This window comes from Bradyrhizobium sp. CCBAU 45389, assembly GCF_028128625.1.
GTDB classification, from domain to species: domain Bacteria; phylum Pseudomonadota; class Alphaproteobacteria; order Rhizobiales; family Xanthobacteraceae; genus Bradyrhizobium; species Bradyrhizobium liaoningense_B.
Window position 1 is genome coordinate 225,242 of the sequence record NZ_LBIY01000096.1, and the last position, 22,758, is coordinate 247,999.

Annotated in this window: 20 protein-coding genes; 12 read left to right on the forward strand and 8 right to left on the reverse strand. The window is 64.7% G+C overall.

Features of this window, described 5'->3' with window-relative positions:
- Positions 1–5: 5 nt before the first annotated feature.
- The 6 genes from XH79_RS30920 to XH79_RS30945 all read right to left on the reverse strand — a co-directional run bounded on the left by XH79_RS30920 (position 6) and on the right by XH79_RS30945 (position 7,545).
- On the reverse strand, positions 6–1,811 hold the full coding sequence (locus XH79_RS30920) for a gamma-glutamyltransferase family protein (RefSeq protein ID WP_271584086.1): 1,806 nt from the start codon (positions 1,809–1,811) through the stop codon (positions 6–8).
- 88 nt (positions 1,812–1,899) lie between these two features.
- The gene (locus tag XH79_RS30925; protein WP_271584087.1) at positions 1,900–2,889 is read right to left on the reverse strand and encodes an ABC transporter ATP-binding protein; all 990 of its coding nucleotides are present in this window, start codon (positions 2,887–2,889) and stop codon (positions 1,900–1,902) included.
- The gene (locus XH79_RS30930) at positions 2,886–3,872 is read right to left on the reverse strand and encodes an ABC transporter ATP-binding protein (RefSeq protein ID WP_271584088.1); all 987 of its coding nucleotides are present in this window, start codon (positions 3,870–3,872) and stop codon (positions 2,886–2,888) included. Before XH79_RS30930 ends, XH79_RS30925 begins: the two co-directional genes overlap by 4 nt.
- Positions 3,873–3,885: 13 nt before the next feature.
- Positions 3,886–4,854 (reverse strand): ABC transporter permease, encoded by a 969-nt coding sequence (locus XH79_RS30935; protein ID WP_271584089.1) that lies wholly within the window; start codon positions 4,852–4,854, stop codon positions 3,886–3,888.
- A 10-nt stretch (positions 4,855–4,864) separates the two neighbouring features.
- Positions 4,865–5,845 (reverse strand): ABC transporter permease, encoded by a 981-nt coding sequence (locus XH79_RS30940; protein WP_212343583.1) that lies wholly within the window; start codon positions 5,843–5,845, stop codon positions 4,865–4,867.
- Positions 5,846–5,949: 104 nt separating this feature from the next.
- Positions 5,950–7,545 (reverse strand): ABC transporter substrate-binding protein, encoded by a 1,596-nt coding sequence (locus XH79_RS30945; protein ID WP_271584090.1) that lies wholly within the window; start codon positions 7,543–7,545, stop codon positions 5,950–5,952.
- A gap of 399 nt (positions 7,546–7,944) precedes the next feature.
- On the opposite strand from XH79_RS30945, the gene XH79_RS30950 reads away from it, so the two are divergent.
- The 6 genes from XH79_RS30950 (at position 7,945) to XH79_RS30975 (ending at position 15,671) form a co-directional block, all read left to right on the forward strand.
- A complete protein-coding gene (locus XH79_RS30950) occupies positions 7,945–8,202 on the forward strand; it encodes a DUF6489 family protein (RefSeq protein WP_018648137.1) in 258 nt (85 codons plus the stop codon).
- A complete protein-coding gene (locus XH79_RS30955) occupies positions 8,202–9,002 on the forward strand; it encodes an esterase/lipase family protein (protein ID WP_212343585.1) in 801 nt (266 codons plus the stop codon). Before XH79_RS30950 ends, XH79_RS30955 begins: the two co-directional genes overlap by 1 nt.
- 44 nt (positions 9,003–9,046) lie before the next feature.
- The gene (locus tag XH79_RS30960; RefSeq protein ID WP_271584091.1) at positions 9,047–10,597 is read left to right on the forward strand and encodes a WS/DGAT/MGAT family O-acyltransferase; all 1,551 of its coding nucleotides are present in this window, start codon (positions 9,047–9,049) and stop codon (positions 10,595–10,597) included.
- A gap of 10 nt (positions 10,598–10,607) precedes the next feature.
- Positions 10,608–11,603 carry an alpha/beta fold hydrolase gene (locus XH79_RS30965; protein ID WP_271584092.1) on the forward strand — a complete coding sequence of 332 codons (996 nt, stop codon included), beginning with the start codon at positions 10,608–10,610 and terminating at the stop codon, positions 11,601–11,603.
- Between the two features lie 123 nt (positions 11,604–11,726).
- Positions 11,727–14,966, forward strand: a complete 3,240-nt coding sequence (locus XH79_RS30970) for a bifunctional cytochrome P450/NADPH--P450 reductase (RefSeq protein ID WP_271584093.1) — start codon at positions 11,727–11,729, stop codon at positions 14,964–14,966.
- A 30-nt stretch (positions 14,967–14,996) separates the two neighbouring features.
- Positions 14,997–15,671 (forward strand): spermidine synthase, encoded by a 675-nt coding sequence (locus tag XH79_RS30975; RefSeq protein WP_271584094.1) that lies wholly within the window; start codon positions 14,997–14,999, stop codon positions 15,669–15,671.
- A 197-nt stretch (positions 15,672–15,868) separates the two neighbouring features.
- Here the strand turns inward: XH79_RS30975 and XH79_RS30980 are convergent, their stop codons facing one another.
- Both XH79_RS30980 and XH79_RS30985 read right to left on the reverse strand, forming a co-directional pair.
- A complete protein-coding gene (locus tag XH79_RS30980) occupies positions 15,869–16,333 on the reverse strand; it encodes a nuclear transport factor 2 family protein (RefSeq protein ID WP_271584095.1) in 465 nt (154 codons plus the stop codon).
- Positions 16,334–16,459: 126 nt separating this feature from the next.
- Positions 16,460–17,374: an alpha/beta fold hydrolase gene (locus XH79_RS30985; RefSeq protein WP_271584096.1), complete on the reverse strand. Its 915-nt coding sequence runs from the start codon at positions 17,372–17,374 to the stop codon at positions 16,460–16,462.
- A gap of 161 nt (positions 17,375–17,535) precedes the next feature.
- Between XH79_RS30985 and XH79_RS30990 the strand changes: the two genes are divergently transcribed.
- From XH79_RS30990 to XH79_RS31015, 6 genes are all read left to right on the forward strand, one after another.
- A complete protein-coding gene (locus tag XH79_RS30990) occupies positions 17,536–17,919 on the forward strand; it encodes a hypothetical protein (protein ID WP_271584097.1) in 384 nt (127 codons plus the stop codon).
- Entirely contained in the window at positions 17,916–18,998 is a 1,083-nt protein-coding gene (locus XH79_RS30995) for a PHA/PHB synthase family protein (RefSeq protein WP_271584098.1), read from the forward strand. Before XH79_RS30990 ends, XH79_RS30995 begins: the two co-directional genes overlap by 4 nt.
- A complete protein-coding gene (locus XH79_RS31000) occupies positions 18,995–19,588 on the forward strand; it encodes a GNAT family N-acetyltransferase (protein ID WP_271584099.1) in 594 nt (197 codons plus the stop codon). Before XH79_RS30995 ends, XH79_RS31000 begins: the two co-directional genes overlap by 4 nt.
- A gap of 219 nt (positions 19,589–19,807) precedes the next feature.
- Complete coding sequence (locus XH79_RS31005) at positions 19,808–20,263, forward strand: phasin (RefSeq protein WP_212343595.1); 456 nt, start codon at positions 19,808–19,810, stop codon at positions 20,261–20,263.
- A gap of 124 nt (positions 20,264–20,387) precedes the next feature.
- Positions 20,388–21,674, forward strand: a complete 1,287-nt coding sequence (locus XH79_RS31010; protein ID WP_271584100.1) for a DUF445 domain-containing protein — start codon at positions 20,388–20,390, stop codon at positions 21,672–21,674.
- Positions 21,675–21,863: 189 nt separating this feature from the next.
- A complete protein-coding gene (locus XH79_RS31015) occupies positions 21,864–22,634 on the forward strand; it encodes an alpha/beta fold hydrolase (protein ID WP_271584101.1) in 771 nt (256 codons plus the stop codon).
- Positions 22,635–22,758: the final 124 nt, after the last annotated feature.

The following is a 22,758-nucleotide window of genomic DNA, read 5'->3' on the forward strand; positions in this document are numbered from 1 at the left end:
TGCCTTCAGCGTCCCGCGGCGTAGCCCTGCATGCCGCGCGGATTGGCGGCGGCGCGGCGGCGTACCCCGACGCGCGAGGCCGCGGTGAGGCGGCCTTCCGACCAGTCGGGGCCGACCTCGACGATATGCCCACGCTCGCGCAAGTTTTCGATCGTCGCCTTCGGCACGCGGTTCTCGACCACGAGCACGCCGGGGCGCGCGGTGCGCGGCCAGAACGAAATCGGGAAGTGCTCGGAATGCCAGGCCGGCGCGTCTATCGCCTCCTGGAGATTGAGATTGCAATGGACGTGGCGCAGGAAGAATTGCGTGATCCACTGGTCCTGCTGATCGCCGCCGGGCGAACCCCAGGCGAGGTAGGGCTCGCCGTCGCGCAGCGCCATGGTCGGCGACAGCGTCGTGCGCGGCCGCTTGCCCGGCGCGAGCGAGCCCGGTTGGTTCTCCTCCAAATCGAACATTTGTGCGCGGCTGCCGAGGCAGAAGCCCAGCTCGGGAATGACAGGCGAGGATTGCAGCCAGCCCCCTGAAGGCGTCGAGGACACCATGTTGCCGGCCTTGTCGATGATGTCGAAATGCACGGTGTCGCCGCGCACCTCGCCGAAGCGCCCGACGGTTGGTTCACCGGCGCCGAGTGCGCCAACGGCCTCGCGTTGGCCCTCAGCGCGGCGCAGCTTGACCACGCCGCCGAAGCCCTCGACCGCGCCGGGCCGGAGATCGAGCGAAGCCTTCTCGGTGACTAGCTTGCGGCGCTCGTTGTTATAGGCATCCGACAGCAGCGTCGCGATCGGGATCTCGCTGAATTTGGGATCGCCGTAGAATTTTTCGCGGTCGGCGAAAGCGAGTTTCGCGCACTCGATCTGGAGATGGATGAACTCGGGCCCGGTCGGGTCGAGCCCGTCGAGCGCAAAGCCCTTCAGCAGCGCGAGCTGCTGCAGCGTCACCGGGCCCTGGCTCCAGACGCCGGCCTTGCAGACGGTATAGCGGCCGTAGTCGTAGGTCAGCGGCGCCTCGACCGTCGGCTGCCAGCGCGCCATGTCGTCGGCTGTGAGCACGCCGCGATGCGGCGAGCCGCTGACGTCCATCACCTCTTGCGTGCGGCAGAACTTGTCGATCGCTTCGGCGACGAAGCCTTGCGACCAGGCCTTGCGCGCACGCTCGATCTCGGCATCGCGGCCTCCGCCGCCGCTCTCGGCCTCGTTCAGGATCCGGGCGTAGGTGGCCGCCAGCGTCTTGTTGGTGAACAGCGTGCCGGGCTTCGGCACCTCGCCGTTTGGCAAATAGACCGCGGCCGAGGTCGGCCAGTGCTTGCGGAACAGCTGCTCGACGGTCTGGATGGTGGCACAGGCGCGCTCGACCAGCGGATAGCCGTCGCGGGCGTAGGCGATCGCGGGTTCCAGCACGTCGCGCACGCGCATGGTGCCGTAATCGCGCAGCAGCATCATCCAGGATTCGAAGGTCCCGGGAACACAGGCCGCGAGCAGGCCGGTGCCCGGCACCATGTCGAGACCTTCGCTCTTGTAATGCGCGATGGTCGCACGCGCCGGCGCAGGGCCCTGGCCGCAGATCACCTCGGTGCGGCCGCGCTTGACGTCGTGGACGATGATTGGCACGTCGCCGCCGGGGCCGTTCAGATGCGGCTCGACGACCTGAAGCGTGAAGGCAGTCGCAACGCCGGCATCGAAGGCATTGCCGCCCTTTTCCAAAATGCCCATGCCCACGGCCGTCGCGATCCAGTGCGTGGTGGCGACGACGCCGAACGTGCCCTCGATCTCGGGACGCGTCGTGAAGGGATCGGGATTGACGTTGCTGGCCATCGGACTTTCGCTACCTTATTTGCGGCGCGCGCAATTGATCACAGCCGATGCCGTGCCGCCAATGCGCAGGCTGCATGGCACGCGCGCGTCACGCCGGGACCGGCGCGGTGTTGACTGCGTGGCAGGCGACGCCGTCGATCAGTTCCGGCGTTTCCTTGCGGCAGAGATCGAACGCCAGCGGGCAGCGCGGATTGAAGGCGCAGCCGGGCGGTGGATTGATCGGGTTCGGGATCTCGCCCTTGACCGGAATGCGCTGGCGGCCGCTCATCGCGAGATCCGGCACGGCGCCCAGCAGCATCTTGGTGTAGGGCATGCGCGGGCGGGAAAACAGCTCGCGTCCCTCCGCGATCTCGACGATGCGGCCGAGATACATCACGCCGACGCGGCTCGCCATGTGGCGGACCACGGCGAGGTTGTGGCTGATGAACATGTAGGTCAGGCCGAACTTGTCCTGGAGGTCGCGCATCAGATTGAGGATCTGCGCCTGCACGGAGACGTCGAGCGCCGAGGTCGGCTCGTCGCAGACGATGAATTCGGCGTCGGAGGCGAGCGCGCGTGCGATCGCGATGCGCTGGCGCTGGCCGCCGGAGAATTCGTGCGGAAATTTCAGCCGGTCGTCGGGATGCAGGCCGACGAGGCTGAGCAGCTCGCCGACACGGGCCTGGATATCGCGCTCGCCCTGGATCAGGTCGAAGGCGCGGATCGGCTCGGAGATGATGGCATCGACACGGAAGCGCGGGTTCAAGCTCGCATAGGGGTCCTGGAAGATCATCTGGATGCGGCGGCGCAGCTTTCGCCGCGCGGGTGCCTGCCTGGGATCGCCCATCGAGATTCCGTCGATCAGCACGTCGCCGGAGCTCGGCGGCAGCAGACCGACCACCATCCGCGCCACCGTGGTCTTGCCCGAGCCGGACTCGCCGACCAGCGCAAAGGTCTCGCCCTTCCTGATGTCGAAGGTGACGCCATCGACCGCCTTGAGGTATTCGAGGTGGCCGCCTTCGAGCACGCGGTTGAGCCATGGCTTCGAGACGTCGAACACGCGGCGCAGATTTGTGGCCTGGACGAAGGGCGTGCTCATGCCGCGCTCTCCGCCGGCACGGTGTCATAGAGATGGCAGGCGACCGATTGCGCGCCGCGCGGCAGCGGCTCCGGCCGCTCGACGCGGCAACGATCGAAAGCGAAGGCGCAGCGCGGATTGAACGAGCAGCCGCGTGGAATCGCCGACAGGCGCGGCATCGAGCCGGGAATCTGCACCAGGCGCTTGTCCTCGCCGGCAAGCGTAGGGATCGCGCCCATCAAGCCCTTGGCATAGGGATGCAGCGGGTTCTTCACGACGTCCTGCACCGGGCCGATCTCGGCGACGCGGCCGGCATACATCACCGCGACTCGGTCCGAGGTCTCGGCGATCACGCCCATGTCGTGGGTCACCAGCATCACGGCAGTGCCGTGGTCGCGTCCGAGCCGCTTGATCAGCGAGATGATCTGGGCCTGCACGGAGACGTCGAGCGCGGTGGTCGGTTCGTCCGCGATGATCAGCTCCGGCTCGGCGCAGATCGCGAGCGCAATCACCACGCGCTGGCGCATGCCGCCGGAGAATTCGTGCGGATAGCCGTCGATGCGCTTTTCCGGTGCGGGGATACCGACCTCGGCGAGCAGGTCGATGGCGCGGCGGCGCGCAGCAGATTCAGACAGATTGAGGTGGGTGCGGATCGTCTCGACGATCTGGTCGCCGACCTTGTACAGCGGATTGAGCGATGTCAGGGGATCCTGGAAGATCATCCCGATGCGCTTGCCCCTGATACGGCGCATCTCCTCGGGCGGCAGGTTGTCGATACGCGTGCCCGCGAGGCGGATCTCGCCGCCGGAGATGCGGCCGGGCGGATCGATCAGGCCGATGACCGCAAGGCCGGTGACGGATTTGCCGGCGCCGGATTCGCCGACCACCCCGAGCACCTCGCCCTTGGCGATGTCGAAGGAGACGTCGTTGATGGCGCGCAGCGTGCCGCGGCGGGAGGCGAACTCGACCTGAAGGTTACGCACGGAGAGAACGGGTTCGGTCATGGGCGAGGCGTACTCATCGAAGCTTCGGGTTGAGCGCGTCGCGCAGCCAGTCGCCGAGCAGGTTGATCGACAGGATCAGCGCGGCCAGCGCGAGCCCAGGGAAGGCGACGATCCACCATTCGCCGGCGAACAGATAATTGTTGCCGATCCGGATCAGCGTGCCGAGCGAGGGCATGGTGTCGGGCAGGCCGACGCCGAGGAAGGACAGCGTCGCCTCGGTGATGATGGCGAGCGCGAGGTTGATCGTGGCGATGACCAGGATCGGGCCCATCGTGTTCGGCAGCACGTGCCGCAGCATGATCTTCGGCGCGGGCAGGCCGATGAGCTGCGCGGCGGCGACGTAGTCCTTGTTCTTCTCGACCATCACCGAGCCGCGAACGGTCCGCGCATAGCCGACCCAGAAGCTCAGGCCGATCGAGATCACCAGCACGAATAGCATGCTGGTGGCGTCCAGCCGGTTGCCGAGGATCGATTTCGCGATGCCGTTGACCAGCAGCGCGATCAGGATGGCGGGGAAGGTGAGCTGCACGTCGGCGATCCGCATGATGACGCCGTCGACGGCGCCACCGAAATAGCCGGCGATCAGGCCGAGCGCGATGCCGAGTGCGCCGGCGAAGATCACGCCGGCGACGCCCACGGCGAGCGAGATGCGCATGCCGTAGAGGATGGCGGAGAACACGTCGCGCCCTTGCTCGTCGGTGCCGAGCAGGAACGGGCTCTGGCCATCGGCGGTCCAGAGCGGTGAGATCCGCGAATTGATCAATTGGAGCTGTGCCGGATCGAACGGGTTCTGCACCGCAAGCACGGATGCAAAGATCGCGAGCAGGAAGAACAGCACCGTGATGGCGGCCGCGACCATGGTGAGCTTGGAGCGGCGGAACGAATAGAAGACGTCGCTGTCGAGCGCGCGGCTGAGCCAGCTGCGGGCGTGGGGCGGATGCGCGCTCTGCCGATCGGAATTGGAGACGACTGCGTCGGACATGCAGGCTGCCTTAGGTGGCGCGGCCGACCGTCGCGCGCAGGCGCGGATCGACCACGGTGTAGAGGATGTCGACCACCAGGTTGATGGTGACGAAAATCAGCGAGACCATCAGCAGGTAGGCGGCCATGATCGGGATATCGACGTTTTGCACGGCCTGGACGAACAGAAGTCCCATGCCCGGCCACTGGAACACGGTTTCGGTGATGATCGAAAATGCAATAACCGAGCCAAACTGCAGTCCGGCCACCGTGATCACGGGAATGAGGGTGTTCTTCAGCGCGTGGCCGAAATGGATCGCACGCGTGGTCAGCCCCCGCGCGCGGGCGAAGCGGATATAGTCGGTCCGCAGCACTTCCAGCATCTCCGCGCGCACCAGCCGCATGATCAGGGTCATCTGGAACAGGCCGAGCGTGATCGAGGGCATGATCAGCGCCTTCAGGCCCGACAGCGTCAGCAGGCCCGTCGTCCACCAGCCGAGCTTCACCACCTCGCCGCGGCCGAACGAGGGCAGCCAGCCCAGCGTCACTGCGAACAGGTAGATCAGGAGGATGCCGATCAGGAAAGTCGGCAGCGAGATGCCGATCAGGGAGACCGCCTGGAATAATTTGGCGAGCACGGTGTCGCGCTTGAGTGCGGAATAGACGCCCATCAGGATGCCGAACACCATTGCGAACACGGTAGCGCAGATCGCAAGTTCCAGCGTCGCGGGCATGCGCTCCATCAACAGTGCCGCGACCGGCTGGCGGAACTGGTAGGAGACGCCGAACTTGAACTGCGCGGCGTCGGCGAAATAGCGCACGAATTGCACCGGCACGGGATCGTCGAGGCCGAGCGACTTGCGCACGACCGCGCGTTCGGCCGCCGAGGTGTCGATCGAGACGATCTGGTTGACGGGGTCGCCGGCGAAACGGAACATCGAGAACGCGATGATGCCGACGGCGAACATGACGCCGATGGCCTGAACGGCGCGGCGAAGCGTGAAAGCGAGCATGCCTTCCACTTTCCTTAGGTGTGCGTACGGCCGACGTCCTTGTCAGCCGGAAAAGGAAAGGTCCCGGAAGCCTGACGCTGCCGGGACCTCGTGTTCAAATAACGCTATTCCTTCTTGGTCGCCCAGTGGAACATGACGAGATTGTCGGCGCGCTGCGGCAGGTTGACCTTCTTCGAGACGCCCCAGGCGAGAGCCTGCTGGTGCAGCGGGATGTAGGACCAGTCCTTGATGCCGATCTCGTAGGCCTCCTTGATCAGCTGGTTGCGCTTCTCGGTGTCGGTTTCGACCAGCACCTTGTCGGTGATGGTGTCGAACTCCTTGTTGCAGTAGCCGCCGAGATTGGCCTCGCCTCGCGAGGATTTCGCATCGTCGCGGCAGCCCATGATGTCGTAGAGCACGTTGTGGGAGTCCATCGTGCTCGGGGTCCAGCCCAGCAGGTAGAACGAGGTCTGGTAGCCGCCCTGCTTGAGCACCTTGGCGAAGTACTGCGCCTTCGGCTGCGCCAGGAGATTGATCTTGACGCCGATGCGGGCAAGCATGCCGACCACAGCCTGACAGATCGCGGCATCGTTGACGTAGCGGTCGTTCGGGCAGTCCATGGTGACCTCGAAGCCGTCGGGGTAGCCGGCTTCGGTCAGCAGCTTCTTGGCTCCATCAGGATCGAATTTCGGCCGCGTGAAGCTCTTGGACAGTGCGAACAACTCCGGCGCGATCATCAGGGCCGAGGGCGTCGACAGCCCGCGCATGACGCGCGTCTTGATCAGCTCGATGTCGATCGCCTTGTAGAAGGCCTCGCGGACGCGGGCGTCCTTGAACGGATTCTTGCCCTTGATGTTGGAGTAGAGCAGCTCATCGCGCATCTGGTCGAAGCCGATGAAGATGGTGCGCAGCTCCGGCCCCTTCAGTACCTGGGCGTTCGGGCTGGAATCGACGCGGGAGATGTCCTGGATCGGAACCGGCTCGATGACGTCGACCTCACCCGAGAGCAGGGCCGCGACGCGGGTGGCGTCGGAGGAGATCGGGGTGAAGATGATCTCCTTCAGATTGCCTTCGACCTTGCCCCAGTAGTTGGGATTGGCCTTGAACACCGTCTTCACGCCGGGCTGATGGCTCTCGATGGTGAAGGGACCGGTGCCGTTCTCATGGAGCGAGGCGTAGCTCGGCGTGGTCGCCGCCACCGGCGTCGGATCGACGACGTTGTTCTCCTCGGCCCATTTCTTGTCCATGATGTACCAGACATCCCACGAGTTATGCAGGATGGGATTGGGCGAGGGCAGGACGAAATCGACGGTGTAGTCGTCGACCTTGACGACCTTGACGTCGGGCGCAAGGCGGGTCTGCATGTTCGACCCCTTCTTGCGGACGCGATCGGCCGAGAACACCACGTCGTCGGCGGTGAAGGGATCGCCGTTGTGGAACTTCACGCCCTTGCGCAAATGGAAGCGCCAGCGGGTCGGCTCTGGAGTTTCCCAGCTTTCCGCCAGTGCCGGGATGATCTTGAGATCCTTGTCGCGCGCGGTGAGGCCTTGATAGACGTGCCCGAGATGGGCGTGGGTGGTGCTCTCGTTGAGCGTATAGGGATCGAGCGACTTCAGATCACCCTGGTTGGCATAACGTAGCGTCTGGCTCGACGCCGGCGAGACCGCCAACGCAAGCGTACCGGCGAGCGTCGCCGCAAACAGACTTCGACCGACTGACATTCTTGACCCTCTCCACACCGCCGCGCCGGTGATTTTTGATTGTTCGGCGAGGCTGACTGATCCATGTTGCCCAGAGTTCACGACCCGTGCAAGCGCCATTCCAGCAAGGAACGCGCCAAGTTGCACCGCTGTGCAGCAATGCTGCCCGGCAATCTAGGGGAGGCCGGCGCGCGGACGACATTCGACTTTCGACCTGTGAAGTCTCCGGAGGAAGGGAGATTGGCTCTGCCGGCCTTCTGCGTTTCAGCCGTCCGCCGCGGTCGCGGCCGGGCGATTTGATTGACCATACCCGTCGATTGCAGAAGCCGGTCCTAGCGGCTTCCCCTCAGGTCGCTTGCGTTGCACACTGTGTCGCGGTGATACTGCCAGCAGGCCGCTCGAATCTCATCCGGAGGGGACATGAAGGTTAATATCGAAATCGACTGCACCCCCCTTGAAGCCCGCCAGTTCTTCGGCTTGCCCGACGTGGCGCCGATGCAGACGGCCGTGATGGACAAGCTGCAGCAGCAGGTCCTCAGCAATATCGAGAAGGTCTCGCCGGAATCGCTGATCCAGAGCTGGTTCACTTTCGATCCCAAGATCGCCGAGCGGTTTCAGGACATGTTCGTCACCATGGCCGGTCTCGGCAGCCCGCGCAGCAGCGACAAGAAGAAATAGTGCAGTCCGGGCGGGACGGGGCGCAGGATCCAGGCCGGCTTCGTCCGCCGGGTCTCGGCCTGCTGCTGGCCGAAGCCCGTGGACTGTTCGAGTTCAATGCGAGCCTGTTGCTCTCGCCGCTCCTGATGCGTGCGCCCAAAGGCGACGGCCATCCGGTGCTGGCACTGCCGGGCTTTCTCGCCAGCGACCTCTCGATGGTGCCGCTGCGGCGCTATCTCAGCGAGCTCGGCTATGAAGCTCATGCCTGGCGGATGGGCCGCAATCTCGGCGGGCTGGAACGGATGCGGGATTCGCTGCGTGCGCGTCTCGCCGAAATCCATGCCGCGACCGGGCGCAAGGTCAGCCTGGTCGGATGGAGCCTCGGCGGCGTCTATGCCCGTGATCTCGCGCTCTGCGCGCCCGACATGGTCCGCTATGTCATTACGCTCGGCAGCCCGTTTGCCAACGACGTGCGGGCGACCAACGCCACGCGGCTCTACGAGGCGCTGTCCGGCGAGCGGGTCGAGGATTTCGCGGAGGCGCGCGAAGCGATCGCCGGCGACCTGCCGGTGCCGGCGACGTCGATCTATTCGCGCGCCGACGGTGTCGTGAACTGGCGGACCTGCCTGCTCCGTCCCTCCGACCGTGCCGAGAACATCGAGGTGCACCTGGCGAGCCATATCGGGCTCGGCGTGAACCCCGCGGTGCTGTGGGCCGTGGCGGACCGCCTGGCGCAACCGGAGGGAGAGTTCTGGCCATTTGACCGGGCCGGGCCCTTTGCCATTGCATATGCCCCTCCGGAGCGGGCAGTATCGGCCTGACGAGAAGCGCCGCCAAGGCGCCCGTCGAATATCGGGAGGGAACCATGGCTGACGGGAAGAAACTGTCGTCGCTGGACGCGTCGTTTCTCTATCTGGAAACACCTGAGATGCCGATGCATGTCGGCAGCATGGCGATCTTCCGCCTGCCCGACGATTACAAGGGCGACTTCTTCGAAGACTTCAAGGCGATGATCGTCTCGCGCCTGCACATCGCGCCGATCCTGAAGGCGCGGCTGGAGAAGGCGCCGCTCGACATCGACCATCCCTCCTGGGTCGAGGACGACCAGTTCGACATCGACCGTCACATCTTCCGCGCCAGCCTGCCGCAGCCCCGCGACCGCGCCACGCTCGAGCGCATCGTCGGCTGGATGCATGCCAAGCTGCTCAATCGCGCCCGTCCGCTCTGGGAATTCTACGTCTTCGAGGGCATGAAGGACAACGAGGTCGGGCTCTATTCCAAGATGCACCACGCCGCGATCGACGGCGGCGCCGGTGCGGCGCTGACCAACATGATCTACGACATCTCGCCGATCCCGCGGAAGGTCGATCCGCCCACGGCCGGAGCCAAGCCCGGACAGGAGCCGCGCGACATCGCCGCGAACCTGCTCGATTCCTATCAGCAGCTGTTCAGCCAGCCGCTCGATGCCTCGGCGGCGGCGAAGAACCTGCAATTGCCCCGCACCGGCAAGAGCGACATCGGCTCGATCCTGTTCGACAACGCGATGTACCAGATCGAGAGCGCCGTTCGTTTCGCCGGCAACATCCCGACCGTGCTGAAGAGCGTGTCAGACGTGCTCGGCAAGGTCGCTGATCCCAAATCGCGCGAAAGCCTCGCCAGCATGGTGTCGCCGCCGACCATGCTCAACAAGACGATCTCGTCCGAGCGGAGCTTTGCCGGCGTGTCGATTTCGCTGTCGCGGGCGAAGGCGTTGGCCAAGCAGGCCGGCGGCAAGCTCAACGACGTCGTGCTGGCGCTCGCCTCCGGCGTGGTCCGCCGCTACCTCCAGCAATATGGCACGCTGCCGGCGAAATCCCTGACCGCTGCCGTGCCGATCTCGCTGCGCGAGGAGGGAAACACCGAGGCCAACAACCAGGTGTTCGGCATGATCTGCGCGATTGCCACCAACATCGATGACCCCAAGGCGCGACTGGAGGCGATCGTCGCGCAATCGACCAAGTCCAAGGAGATGTCGCATCCCTTGCGCGCCTTGATGCCGCAGGTCTCCAACATCTCGATGCTGGGCGCGCCAATCATGGTGCAGATCCTGGCGCTGCTCTACAGCCGCTCGAATCTCTCCGACGTGCTGCCGCCCGCCGCCAACATCACGGTGTCCAACGTGCCCGGGCCGCGGCAGACGCTCTATGCCGCCGGCGCCGAGCTCTTGCACATCTTCCCGGTGTCGATCTCGACGCACGGACAAGCGCTCAACATCACCGTGCAGAGCTATCGCGACCAGCTCGATTTCGGCTTCATCGTCGGCGCCAACATCATTCCGCACGTGCAGGTGATGTGCGACATGCTGCCCGAGGAGTTCGCCGCGCTGGAGGCGGCCTATGCGCCGCCGGCAGCCGACGTCAAGGGCGCTGCTGAGTAGGAAATTCGCCATGATTGAAATGCCGCCGCTCAAGTTCGCGCAGACGAACGGAATCCGCATGGGCTATTACGAGGCCGGCCCGGCCGATGACAAACCGCCGGTCGTGCTGTGTCACGGCTGGCCCGAGCTCGCCTTCTCCTGGCGCCACCAGATCAAGGCGTTGAGCGAGGCCGGCATCCGCGTGATCGCGCCGGACCAGCGCGGCTATGGCGCGAGCGACCGGCCCGAGCCGGTCGAGGACTACGACATGGAGCATCTGACCGGCGATCTCGTCGGGCTGCTCGATCATCTCGGGATCGAGAAGGCGATCTTCGTTGGCCACGATTGGGGCGGCTTCATCGTCTGGCAGATGCCGCTGCGGCACCCCACGCGCGTCGCCGGCGTCGTCGGAGTCAACACCCCGCACTGGGACCGCGCGCCGATCGACCCGATCGCGCTGTTTCGTCAGCGCTTCGGCGACCAGATGTACATCGTCCAATTCCAGGATCCCGCGCGCGAGCCGGACAGGATTTTTGGCAGCCGCGTCGAGCAGACCTTTGACGCGTTCATGCGCAAGCCGGCCGCGCGCCCTCCGGGTGCGCCCGAGGAGCAGCCGATTGCCGGCATTGGTGCTTCGCCCCGCATCAACCTCGCGTTCCCGCAGATGATCGCGAATTACGATGCGAAGCATGATCCGCGCACGCCGATCCTGTCGGTGGAGGACAAGAAGGTGTTCGTCGACACCTTCACGAAGACCGGCTTCACCGGCGGCATCAACTGGTATCGCAACTTCACCCGCAATTGGGAGCGTGCGAAGGGGCTGGACCATCACATCCACGTGCCGTCCTTGATGATCATGGCCGAGAACGACGCGGTGCTGCCGCCCTCGGCGGCCGACGGCATGGAAAAGCTGATCGCCGACCTCGAGAAGTATCTGGTGAAGGACAGCGGCCATTGGACGCAGCAGGAGAAGCCGGAAGAGGTCAGCGCCAAGCTGATCGAATGGCGTAGAAGGCGGTTTGGCTAGCTCGTCATTGCGAGCGAAGCGAAGCAATCCAGGAATGCATCCGCAGAGACGGTCTGGATTGCTTCGTTGCTTCGCTCCTCGCAATGACGACGTTGAAGACCGATGCAGGGGGAAGCGCATTTAATGTCGTCATCCAAGAACCGTCTGGACCCGATTCCGCACCCGCCGACCAAGCCGGTGGTCGGCAACATGCTGTCGCTGGACCCGGCCGCGCCCGTGCAGCACCTGACGCGGCTCGCCAAGGAGCTCGGTCCGATCTTCTGGCTCGACATGATGGGCTCGCCGATCGTCATCGTCTCCGGCCATGATCTCGTCGACGAGCTCTCCGACGAGAAGCGTTTCGACAAGACGGTGCGCGGCGCGCTGCGGCGCGTGCGTGCGGTCGGCGGCGACGGCCTGTTCACGGCCGACACCCGTGAGCCGAACTGGAGCAAGGCGCACAACATCCTGCTCCAGCCCTTTGGCAACCGCGCCATGCAGTCCTATCATCCGAGCATGGTCGACATCGCCGAGCAGCTCGTCCAGAAATGGGAGCGGCTCAACGCCGACGACGAGATCGACGTCGTCCATGACATGACGGCGTTGACGCTGGATACGATCGGTCTGTGCGGCTTCGAGTACCGATTCAACTCGTTCTACCGGCGCGATTACCATCCCTTCGTCGAGTCGCTGGTGCGCTCGCTCGAAACCATCATGATGACGCGCGGCCTGCCGCTCGAGCAGCTCTGGATGCAGAAGCGGCGCAAGACGCTCGCCGAAGACGTTGCCTTCATGAACAGGATGGTCGACGAGATCATCGCCGAGCGCCGCAAGAGCACCGAAGGAATCGACGACAAGAAGGACATGCTCGCGGCCATGATGACCGGCGTCGATCGCTCGACCGGCGAGCAGCTCGACGACATCAACATCCGCTACCAGATCAACACGTTCCTGATCGCGGGGCACGAGACCACCAGCGGCCTGTTGTCCTACACGCTGTATGCGCTGCTGAAGCACCCCGAGATTCTCAAGAAGGCCTATGACGAGGTCGACCGCATCTTCGGTCCTGATATCAACGCGAAGCCGACCTATCAGCAGGTGACGCAGCTCACCTACATCACGCAGATCCTGAAGGAGGCGCTGCGGCTGTGGCCGCCGGCGCCGGCCTATGGCATCTCGCCGCTGAACGACGAGACCATCGGCAGCGGCAAGTACAAGCTCAGGAAGGGCACGTTCGTCACCATCCTGGTGACGGCGCTGCATCGCGATCCCAGCGTGTGGGGTCCCAATCCCGACGCCTTCGATCCCGAGAACTTCAGCCGCGAGGCGGAGGCCAAGCGGCCGATCAATGCCTGGAAGCCGTTCGGCAACGGCCAGCGCGCCTGCATCGGCCGCGGCTTCGCCATGCACGAGGCGGCACTTGCGCTCGGCATGATCCTGCAGCGCTTCAAGCTGATCGACCACCAGCGCTACCAGATGCACCTGAAGGAAACCCTGACGATGAAGCCGGAAGGCTTCAAGATCAAGGTGCGTCCGCGCGCCGACCGCGAGCGCGGCGCCTATGGCGGGCCTGTCGCGGTTGCGTCCTCGGCGCCGAAGACACCGCGCCAGCCCACCACGCGCCCGGGCCACAACACGCCGATGCTGGTGCTTTACGGCTCCAATCTCGGCACTGCGGAGGAACTCGCAACGCGCATGGCGGACCTCGCCGAGATCAACGGCTTTGCCGTGCATCTCGGCCCGCTCGACGAATACGTCGGCAAGCTGCCGCAGGAGGGCGGCGTGCTGATCATCTGCGCCTCCTATAACGGCGCGCCGCCCGACAATGCGACGCAGTTCGTCAAATGGCTCGGCGAGGATCTGCCGAAGGATGCGTTCGCCGGCGTGCGCTACGCCGTGTTCGGCTGCGGCAACAGCGACTGGGCCGCGACTTACCAGTCGGTACCGCGCTATATCGACGAGCAATTGTCGGCGCATGGTGCGCGCGCGGTCTATCCGCGCGGCGAGGGCGATGCGCGCAGCGATCTCGATGGCCAGTTCCAGAAATGGTTCCCGGCGGCGGCCCAGGTCGCGACCAAGGAATTCGGCATCGACTGGAATTTCACCCGCACGGCGGAGGACGACCCGCTCTATGCGATCGAGCCGGTCGCGGTGACGGCCGTCAACACCATCGTCGCCCAGGGCGGCGCGGTGGCGATGAAGGTGCTCGTCAACAACGAACTCCAGAACAAGAGCGGCCCCAATCCCTCGGAGCGTTCGACGCGTCATATCGAAGTGCAATTGCCGGCCAATGTCAGCTACCGCGTCGGGGATCATCTGAGCGTCGTCCCGCGGAACGATCCGACGCTTGTGGACTCAGTCGCTCGCCGCTTCGGCTTCCTGCCTGCCGACCAGATCAGGCTTCAGGTCGCCGAGGGCCGCCGTGCGCAATTGCCGGTCGGCGAGGCCGTGTCGGTCGGCCGCCTGCTCAGCGAGTTCGTCGAGCTGCAGCAGGTCGCGACCCGCAAGCAGATTCAGATCATGGCCGATCACACCCGCTGCCCGATGACCAAGCCGAAGCTGCTGGGCTTTGTCGGCGAGGAGCCTGAAACGCTCGAGCGTTACCGCACCGGGATCCTGGCGAGGCGCAAGTCGGTGTTCGACCTGCTGCTGGAATATCCCGCCTGCGAATTGCCGTTCCACGCGTACCTGGAAATGCTCTCGCTGCTGGCGCCGCGCTATTACTCGATCTCGTCCTCGCCATCGGTCGACCCGGCGCTGTGCAGTGTCACGGTCGGAGTGGTCGAGGGGCCGGCGGCCTCGGGACGCGGTGTCTACAAAGGCATCTGTTCGAACTATCTCGCCAATCGCCGCGCGGGCGATACCATCTACGCCACCGTGCGCGAGACCAAGGCGGGCTTCCGGCTGCCGGATGATCCGTCCGTGCCGATCATCATGATCGGCCCGGGTACGGGACTTGCGCCGTTCCGCGGCTTCCTCCAGGAACGCGCGGCGCGCAAGGCGAAAGGGACCACGCTCGGCCCGGCCACGCTGTTCTTCGGCTGTCGCCATCCCGATCAGGATTTTCTCTATGCGGACGAGCTGAAAGCGCTGGCGGCGGCTGGCATCACCGAGCTCTTCACCGCATTCTCGCGGGCGGATGGGCCGAAGACCTATGTGCAGCACGTGCTCGCCGCGCAGAAGGACAAGATCTGGCCGCTGATCGAGCGGGGCGCGATCATCTATGTCTGCGGCGATGGTGGAAAAATGGAGCCCGACGTGAAGGCCGCGCTCGTCGCGATCCATGGCGAGAAGAGCGGCAGCGATGCCACCACCGGCGCCCGGTGGATCGAGGAGATGGGCGCGAAGAACCGCTATGTGCTCGACGTCTGGGCGGGTGGGTGATTGTTCGTCCGACCGTGCTAAAGCATTCCCATGATTCCCTGGGAAAAGATCGACACCGCCAAAATCCCCGGCTCCGACGAGGAGCTCCGCCTGATGCGGCGGGGCAAGGAGTTTTCGATCAAGCTCGGCACCAACGAGCTGATGAACAGCCGCCTGTCGGGTTCGGAGGCCGCGCTGGCAACGCTCGCGGCAAAGCAGATCGAGAAGGTCGCAAGGCCAGTCGTCCTGATCGGCGGCCTCGGCATGGGCTTTACGCTGCGGGCGGCGCTGGCCGTGCTCGGAGATAAGGCCAAGATCATGGTCTCCGAGCTCGTGCCATCGGTCGTCGCCTGGGCGCGAGGGCCGATGGCAGAGGTCTTCGGCGACAGCCTCGATGATGTCAGGGTCAGCATCCGGGAGACCGACGTCGGCGAAATCATCCGCGCGCAGCGGTCGGCCTTCGATGCCATTTTGCTCGATGTCGACAACGGGCCGGAGGGACTGACCCGGAAGGGCAATGATGCGCTCTATAATGCGAGCGGGTTGGCGGCCGCCAAGACGGCGCTGCGACCGGGAGGCGTGCTCGCCGTCTGGTCGTCGGGACCCAATCCGGCATTCACCAGGCGCCTTCGGACCGCCGGCTTCGATGTGAACGAAGTCAACGTCCGCGCCACCGGAAGAGGCGGCGGCGCGCGTCACGTGATCTGGATGGCAAGGAAGAGCTAGGTAGTTTCTTTGTGCTGCGCCGAGCCCCGTATCCACGATGTCGGAATCGTAGGGTGGGCAAAGCGACCTGTCCGCCGTAGCTCGAAGAGCGAAGGCGGAAGCGTGCCCACCATCTTTGTCCTCGATGCGGATGGATGATGGGCACGGCGCGCGAAGAGCGCGCGCCTTTGCCCACCCTACGTAGTTATGCCTGCGAGCTAGAACATCGTGTTGCTGTTCGCCGGATTCTCAGGAATCTCCTGAACGACGTCCCAATGTTCGACGATCTTGCCGTTCTCCAGCTTGAAGATATCGACGATGGCGCGGCCCCTGGTGCCGGGCTCGCGAACGGAGTGGACGTGCAGGATGACGTAGTCGCCGTCCGCGAAGCTGCGCTTGATCTCGCTGCGCGAGTTCGGAAATTTTTCACGCAGGAAACCGACGAACTTCCGGAAGCCGTCCGGGCCGTCGGCGGCGTTCGGATTGTGCTGCACATAGCGGTTGCCGACATAGGCGAGGGCTGCATCCGCATCCTTCTGGTTGAGGCCCTTTTCGTAGAAGGCAAGCACGGCGGTACGGTTGGCTTCTTCCTGCGCGCTTGCGGCGATCGCCGCGCCGTTGCCGAGAGATAGCATGAGAATGGAAGCGGCGATCATTGCCGCCGATCGGACGATGGAATGCATGTGAGCTCCGAGAGGCCGCAGCCTCTGTTGTGATCGAGGGAAGCCTCTATAGCTTTCGTGCCGGCTTCCGTTAAGACAGTCACCGGCAGCTCACATGGTCACCGCGGAGAGACCGCCCGCGAGGGTCTACGCCGCCCGCGCGGCTGCGCCATGCGCGTGCTTGTCGATGGCGCCGATGATCTCCGGCCAGAAGCGCATCGGCAGCGCGTGGCCCATGCCCGGGATCATCAACAGCTTGGCGTTCGGAATGGACGCCGCCGTGTCCTTGCCGCCTTCGGGATGGACCAGCGGATCGACGGTGCCGTGAATGACGAGCGTCGGCGTCGTCACGGCGTGCAGCCGCTCCTTGCGGCTGCCGGAGGCAAGCACGGCGCGAAGCTGGCGGCCGACGCCGGCCGGATTGAGCCCGCGCGCGAACACGCGCTCGGCGCGGCCGGGGTCGAGCGCTTCCTCTTCCGGAAACGACCCGGCGCGCAGCACCTTCCAGGTCTGGCCGAAGCGGACCATGAACTCATCCTTGCTGCGCGGCGGCGGCGCCATCAGCATCGCCGCGGCCTCGCGTGTCGGCGGCGGTATGCGCGGATTGCCCGTGGTCGACATGATCGAGGTCAGCGAGCGCACGCGCTGCGGAAACGACAGCGTCACCTCCTGCGCGATCATGCCGCCCATGGATGCGCCGACGAGATGCGCCGACTTGATACCGAGCGCATCCATCAGGCCGACCGTATCCCTGGCCATGTCGATCAGCTTGTAGGTCGCGGCCACGGGAATCCGGAGGAAGCGCAGCTTCAGCAGCTCGAACGGCGTCAGGCGCTTCCCGCCGGTGAGATGGCTCGACTTGCCGATGTCGCGATTGTCGAAGCGGATCACGCGGAAGCCGTGCGCGGCGAGCTGTTCGCAGAACGCATCGTCCCAATGGATCATCTGCGCGCCGAGCCCCATGATCAGCAGCAGCGGCTCGGCATTGTCGTTCCCGAAGATCTCGTAACAGATGTCGATGCCGTTGGCGCGGACGGTCTGGGGCGGCTGATGAGCGGTCACGGGTCCCTCCTGCTGATCGCTGCTGTATCGCACGGTTTGCCGCCGCAAAGAAGCGCATGCGCGACGACGCGTCCGCCGCTTGCCGGTTGACCGGCCCCGCGCAACGGTGTGGTATGGCGGAAAAGAAGGGCATCGCAGCTCTCGATACCAGGAGGACGCCGATGACCGACAAGACCAATGATCCGGTCGCCATGTGGCAGAAGATGATGGGTGAGATGGAGAAGGGGTTCAACTCCTTCGCCAACCAGGCCATGTCGTCGCCAGAGTTTTCTCAAGCGATGAATCGGGCTGGCGGCGTTGCTGCAGGTGCTCAGAAGCAGCTTGGCGAGCTCATGGAGAAATATCTCGTTGCGATGAATCTGCCGAGCCGCGAGCAGGTGACGGGGCTTGCGGAACGGCTGCAGTCCGTCGAGGCCCAGCTCAGCGAGATGAAATCGATGCTGAGCCAGATTGCGGCAAGTTCCGGAATCTCGCAAAGCCTCGATGCTGCGCCGCGGCCGCCGCGCACCAAGCGTCCGCCCTCCGAAAACGGAGGACAGACATGAACGCGCCGGCGGGACTTGATTTCGCTTCCATCCCGGAACGCATCCAGTCCGAGGTGCAGCGCGCCATCCAGCGCAGCATCAAGGGCGTCGAATACTTTTCGACCTCCGGTCCAACGCTCGGCTCGACGCCGAAGGACGTGCTGCATTCGCGCGGCACGATGAGCCTCTATCACTACCGGCCGATGTCGGACGAGATCTACCGCGTGCCGGTGCTGATCGTGATGGCGACCACCAACCGCGGCTACATTCTCGACCTCGTGCCCGGGCAGAGCTTCATCGAGTTCCTCTTGAGGCGCGGCTACGACGTCTACATGCTCGACTGGAGCGCCCCGCGGCCGGAGGAGAAGAGCCTGCGCATGGAGGACTATGTCCTCGACTTCATCCCGGATTGCGTCCGCCGCGTGCAGGCCGATTCCGGCGAGCGGGACGTCTCCGTCATCGGCTATTGCTTCGGCGGCGTGCTGTCGCTGCTCTACGGCTCGATCCACAAGGATGGGCCGATGAAGAACCTGATCTGCTTCACCACGCCGATTGATTTTCGCGAGATGAAGCTGTTCTCGAATTTCTCCGACCGCCGCTATTTCGACGTCGACCACCTCGTTGACAGTGTCGGCAATGTGCCGCCGGAGATGATCCTGTCCTCGTTCGAGATGCTGCGGCCGGCCTCGCGCACGGTGAGCCAGATCCAGCTCTGGGAAAACATCTGGAACGACGAGTTCGTCAAATCGTATCGCATGTTCGACCGCTGGGCGACCGACACGCTGCCGCTCGCGGGCGAGTATTTCCGCACCATCACCAAGGACCTGATGTGGGACAACAAGCTGTTCAACGACACCATGTCGGTCGGCGGCCGTGCGGCGAAGCTCGAGGACATCAAGGTGCCGATCCTGCACGCTGTCGCCGAGCACGACCACATCGTCCCCTATGACGCCGCAAAGCACCTGATCGCGAAGATCGGCTCGGCGGACAAGGAAGAGGTGATGCTGAAGGGCGGTCACGTCTCGCTGGTCGCCGGCGCCAACGCCGTGAAGCGGCTGTGGCCGAAACTGGATTCCTGGTTGGGGAAGAGATCGACATGAGCGAGCAGCGTTCCTATCCGCGCCACGTCAAGACCGACGCCGGCGATATCGAGATCCGCCTGATGTCGCCGGCGGACGAAGCCGCGGTGCTGGCCTTCGGCAAGGGCTTGCCGACCCACGATTTGTTGTTCCTGCCCCGCAACATCAGCGAGCCCAGGGTGCTGTCGGCCTGGGTCAAGGAGATCGAGCGCGGTGCCATCACCAGCCTGCTCGCGGTCAGGGACGGCAAGGTCGTTGGCTGTGGCACGCTGGTGCGTGATCCACACTCTTGGTCGCCCCATGTCGGTGAGATCCGCATGGTGGTCTCACAGGAAGTGCGTGGCAAGGGAGTGGGCAAGGCACTGTCGCAGGAGACCTTCGCCCTCGCGCTCGGGGCGGGCCTGGAAAAGCTCTCGGTTCAGATGACCGTTGATCAGCAGGCGGCGATTGCGCTGTTCGAGAGCCTCGGCTTCAAGGCCGAAGCCCTGCTGCGGGATCATGTCCGGGACGTCGACGGCAAGACGCACGACATCGTCGTGCTCGGCCACAACATCGCGCAGGTCCAGGCCCAGATGGAGGCTTATGGGCTGCCAGGCGCCGTCCAGCACTGAAGCGGCCGCTCAGTATTAGGTCCAAATCGAGCCGATCACCGGGGCGCTGGCTAGGGAGGCATCAGAATGCCTCTCGTTAAGGCTGTTCACGATTTCGTGATATCGCAGTGCAATACGAATATTGCATTGCACAATTAACCGTGCCATATAGGTCGTGCCCCGGGCCAATGCGGACGGGGTGAGCCCATAGCTCAGACCAATGAGGATGGAGAGAACCCCATGACCACTGAAACCAACACCGCTTTCGAGGGCTTCAAGGACGCTTTCAAGAACATCCAAAACCTGGAAGTTCCCGAGGCCGCCCGCGAATTCGTCAAGAAGACTGCCAACACCGCCAAGGACCGTGCTGCCGAGGTGTTCGCTGGCTCCGAGCGTGTGACCGCCGCCGTCGAGAACGCGGTGACCGAGTCCGTCACTGAAGCCGGCAAGATCAGCCGCAACATCCAGCAGGCGATCTACGAGGACGCCGAGGCGTTCTTCTCGGGCATCGACAAGCTCGCGTCCGCCAAGTCGGTCAGCGAAGCCGTCGAGATCCAGTCGAGCCTGCTCCGCGCCCGCGGCGAAGTGTTCGTCTCGCGCGCCAAGGCGACCGCCGACTATTTCGGCAAGCTGGCCGCCAACGGTGCGAAGTCCGCTCAGGACAACTTTGCCAAGGTCTACAACAAGACCGCCTGATCTGGCGCTTGAGTAGAAACTGAATTTGAGGCCCGCTTCGGCGGGCCTTTTGTTTTTTGCGCTGCCGTCGTCGCGAGCTGGATTGCTTCGCTTCGCTCGCAATGACGGGTAGGGTGATGCAACCATGAACGCACCCGCCACCTTCTCCTTCGACACCCCCGGCGATGCCGAACGCGCGGCCGAATTGCGGCGCGTGAAAGCGCTGGCAACGCTGGTGCTGGCTTCGACGCTCGCCCTGTTCATCGTCGCGAAATGGCTGCTGCCCGTGCATCCCGTGTTCGGCTTCATTGCAGCCTTCGCGGAGGCCGCGACCATCGGCGGGCTCGCTGATTGGTACGCGGTGGTCGCGCTGTTCAAGCGGCCGCTCGGCCTGCCGATCCCGCACACCGCGATCATCCAGAGCAACCAGGCCCGCATCGCCGACAAGCTCGGCGAATTCATCCAGGTGCATTTCCTCGAGGCCGGTCCCGTCGAGGCCAAGCTGAACGAGATCGATTTCGGCTCCTTCGTCGCGGACTGGCTTCGCGACCGCAAGCGCAGCGATGACCTTGCGCGCTTCGCGCTGCGTCTGTTGCCGGAGGCCGTATCCGCCACGGAAAGCTCCGGCCTGATGACCTTCATCATCCGCCGCATGTCCTCGCAGCTTCAGGCGATCGATCTCGCCCCGCTGGCGGCCGGCACGCTGCGCGGCTTCGTTGCGGAGGGGCGGCACCAGATCCTGTTCGACGATCTCCTGCGCGTGATGCACGAGACCTTGAACCAGAAAGAGACGATGGCGATGATCCGCGAGAAGGTGCGGGCGGAGTTGCCGACCTTGCTCAATCTCTATCGCGCCGACAAATTTCTGGTGAACAAGATCGTGGCCTCCGCCACCGCTTTCTTCAACGAGGTGCGCAGCGACCCCAAGCATCCGTTCCGCGGCGAATTCGACCGCATGGTGCTGAGCTTCGTCGATAGGCTCGGCACCGATCAGGCCTATGTCGATCGCATCGACGGGCTGAAGCGCGATCTGCTCGCACGGCCCGAGCTTGCCGACCTCGCCCGCACCGTCTGGGCCAACACGCGTTCCTTCATCGAGCGCAGCGCGAGCGGCGAGACCCAGGTGCTGCAGCATCATCTCGCCGGCATGTTCGTCTCCGCGGGCGAGGTGCTTGCCGGCGATGCCGAGCTGCGCGGCGAGATCAACAAGGGCCTGGTGACAGTGCTGCGCAGCTTCGTCGCGGACCAGAAAAGCGGCGTCTCGACCTTCATCTCCGACCAGGTCAAGGCGTGGGACATGGCGCAGCTGATTTCGCTGATCGAAATCAACATCGGCCGCGACCTGCAATACATCCGCTTCAACGGGTCGTTGATCGGCGGGCTCGCCGGGCTCGCGCTGTACTCCGTAGAATTCCTGCTTCGATGGCTGTGACTTTTGCGTCACGGCCGTTAGCATTAACGCGCGGGCCTATTGTCGCCCTGCATCTCTCCCGCTTGAATGTCGGGAACCGGCCGCCTAGCTGATTCATGTTGCGCTGCGGAACGTTCAAGAAGCCGGCGTATTGGAATTCATGCCCATTGCCGGCATTCGCGGCCGGCGCCTTCCTCAGGGGATACATTGATGACCGCTACTGCCCAGACGCTGCGTCCGCCTTCCCGCACTTTGATGTTTCTGGAAGGGCGCGCGATCCACGAGTTCGGCGCATTCCTCGGCGCGCTGCCGCTGCTGAGCCTCGCGCCGCGCGGCGATGGGCATCCGGTGCTGGTGCTGCCGGGCCTTGTGGCGTCCGACGCCTCCACGCGCGCGCTGCGCACGTTCCTGTCCGGCAAGGGCTATGCGGTGAGCGGCTGGCGTCAGGGCCGCAATTACGGCCTGCGCCCCGGCGTGCAGCATGCGATGGTCGATCTGGTCGAAGAGCTCAGCGACACCCACGGGCGCAAGATCAGCCTGGTCGGCTGGAGCCTCGGCGGCCTCTATGCGCGCCAGCTCGCCAAGATGATGCCCGAGCGCGTGCGCCAGGTCATCACGCTCGGCAGCCCCTTCGCCGGCGATCCGCGTTCGACCAATGCCTGGCGCGTCTATGAATGGGCGAGCGGGCGCAGGTCCGACGAGGTCGATCCGGAGTTCGGCGGCGAGCTCGCCGTTCCGCCGCCGGTGCCGACCACCGCTATCTTCAGCCGCACCGACGGCGTCTGCGCCTGGCAGGGCTGCATGGAGAAGTCGGGCGCGCAGACCGAGAGCATCGAGATCGAGAGCAGCCATTGCGGCATGGGCCATCATCCGGCCGCGGTCTACGCCGTAGCCGACCGGCTTGCGCAGAAGGAAGGCCAGTGGCGTCCCTTTGACCGCAGCGGCTGGCGTAGCCTCGCCTATCCCGATCCGCACAGGTAGCCGGGCCTGCATGGTTCGAGACGCGCGGCCTTGCCGCGCTCCTCACCATGAGGGTTGACAGTAAATGACGCCGCACGAAAGCGATCAGACCTCATCCTGAGGAGGCGCGAAGCGCCGTCTCGAA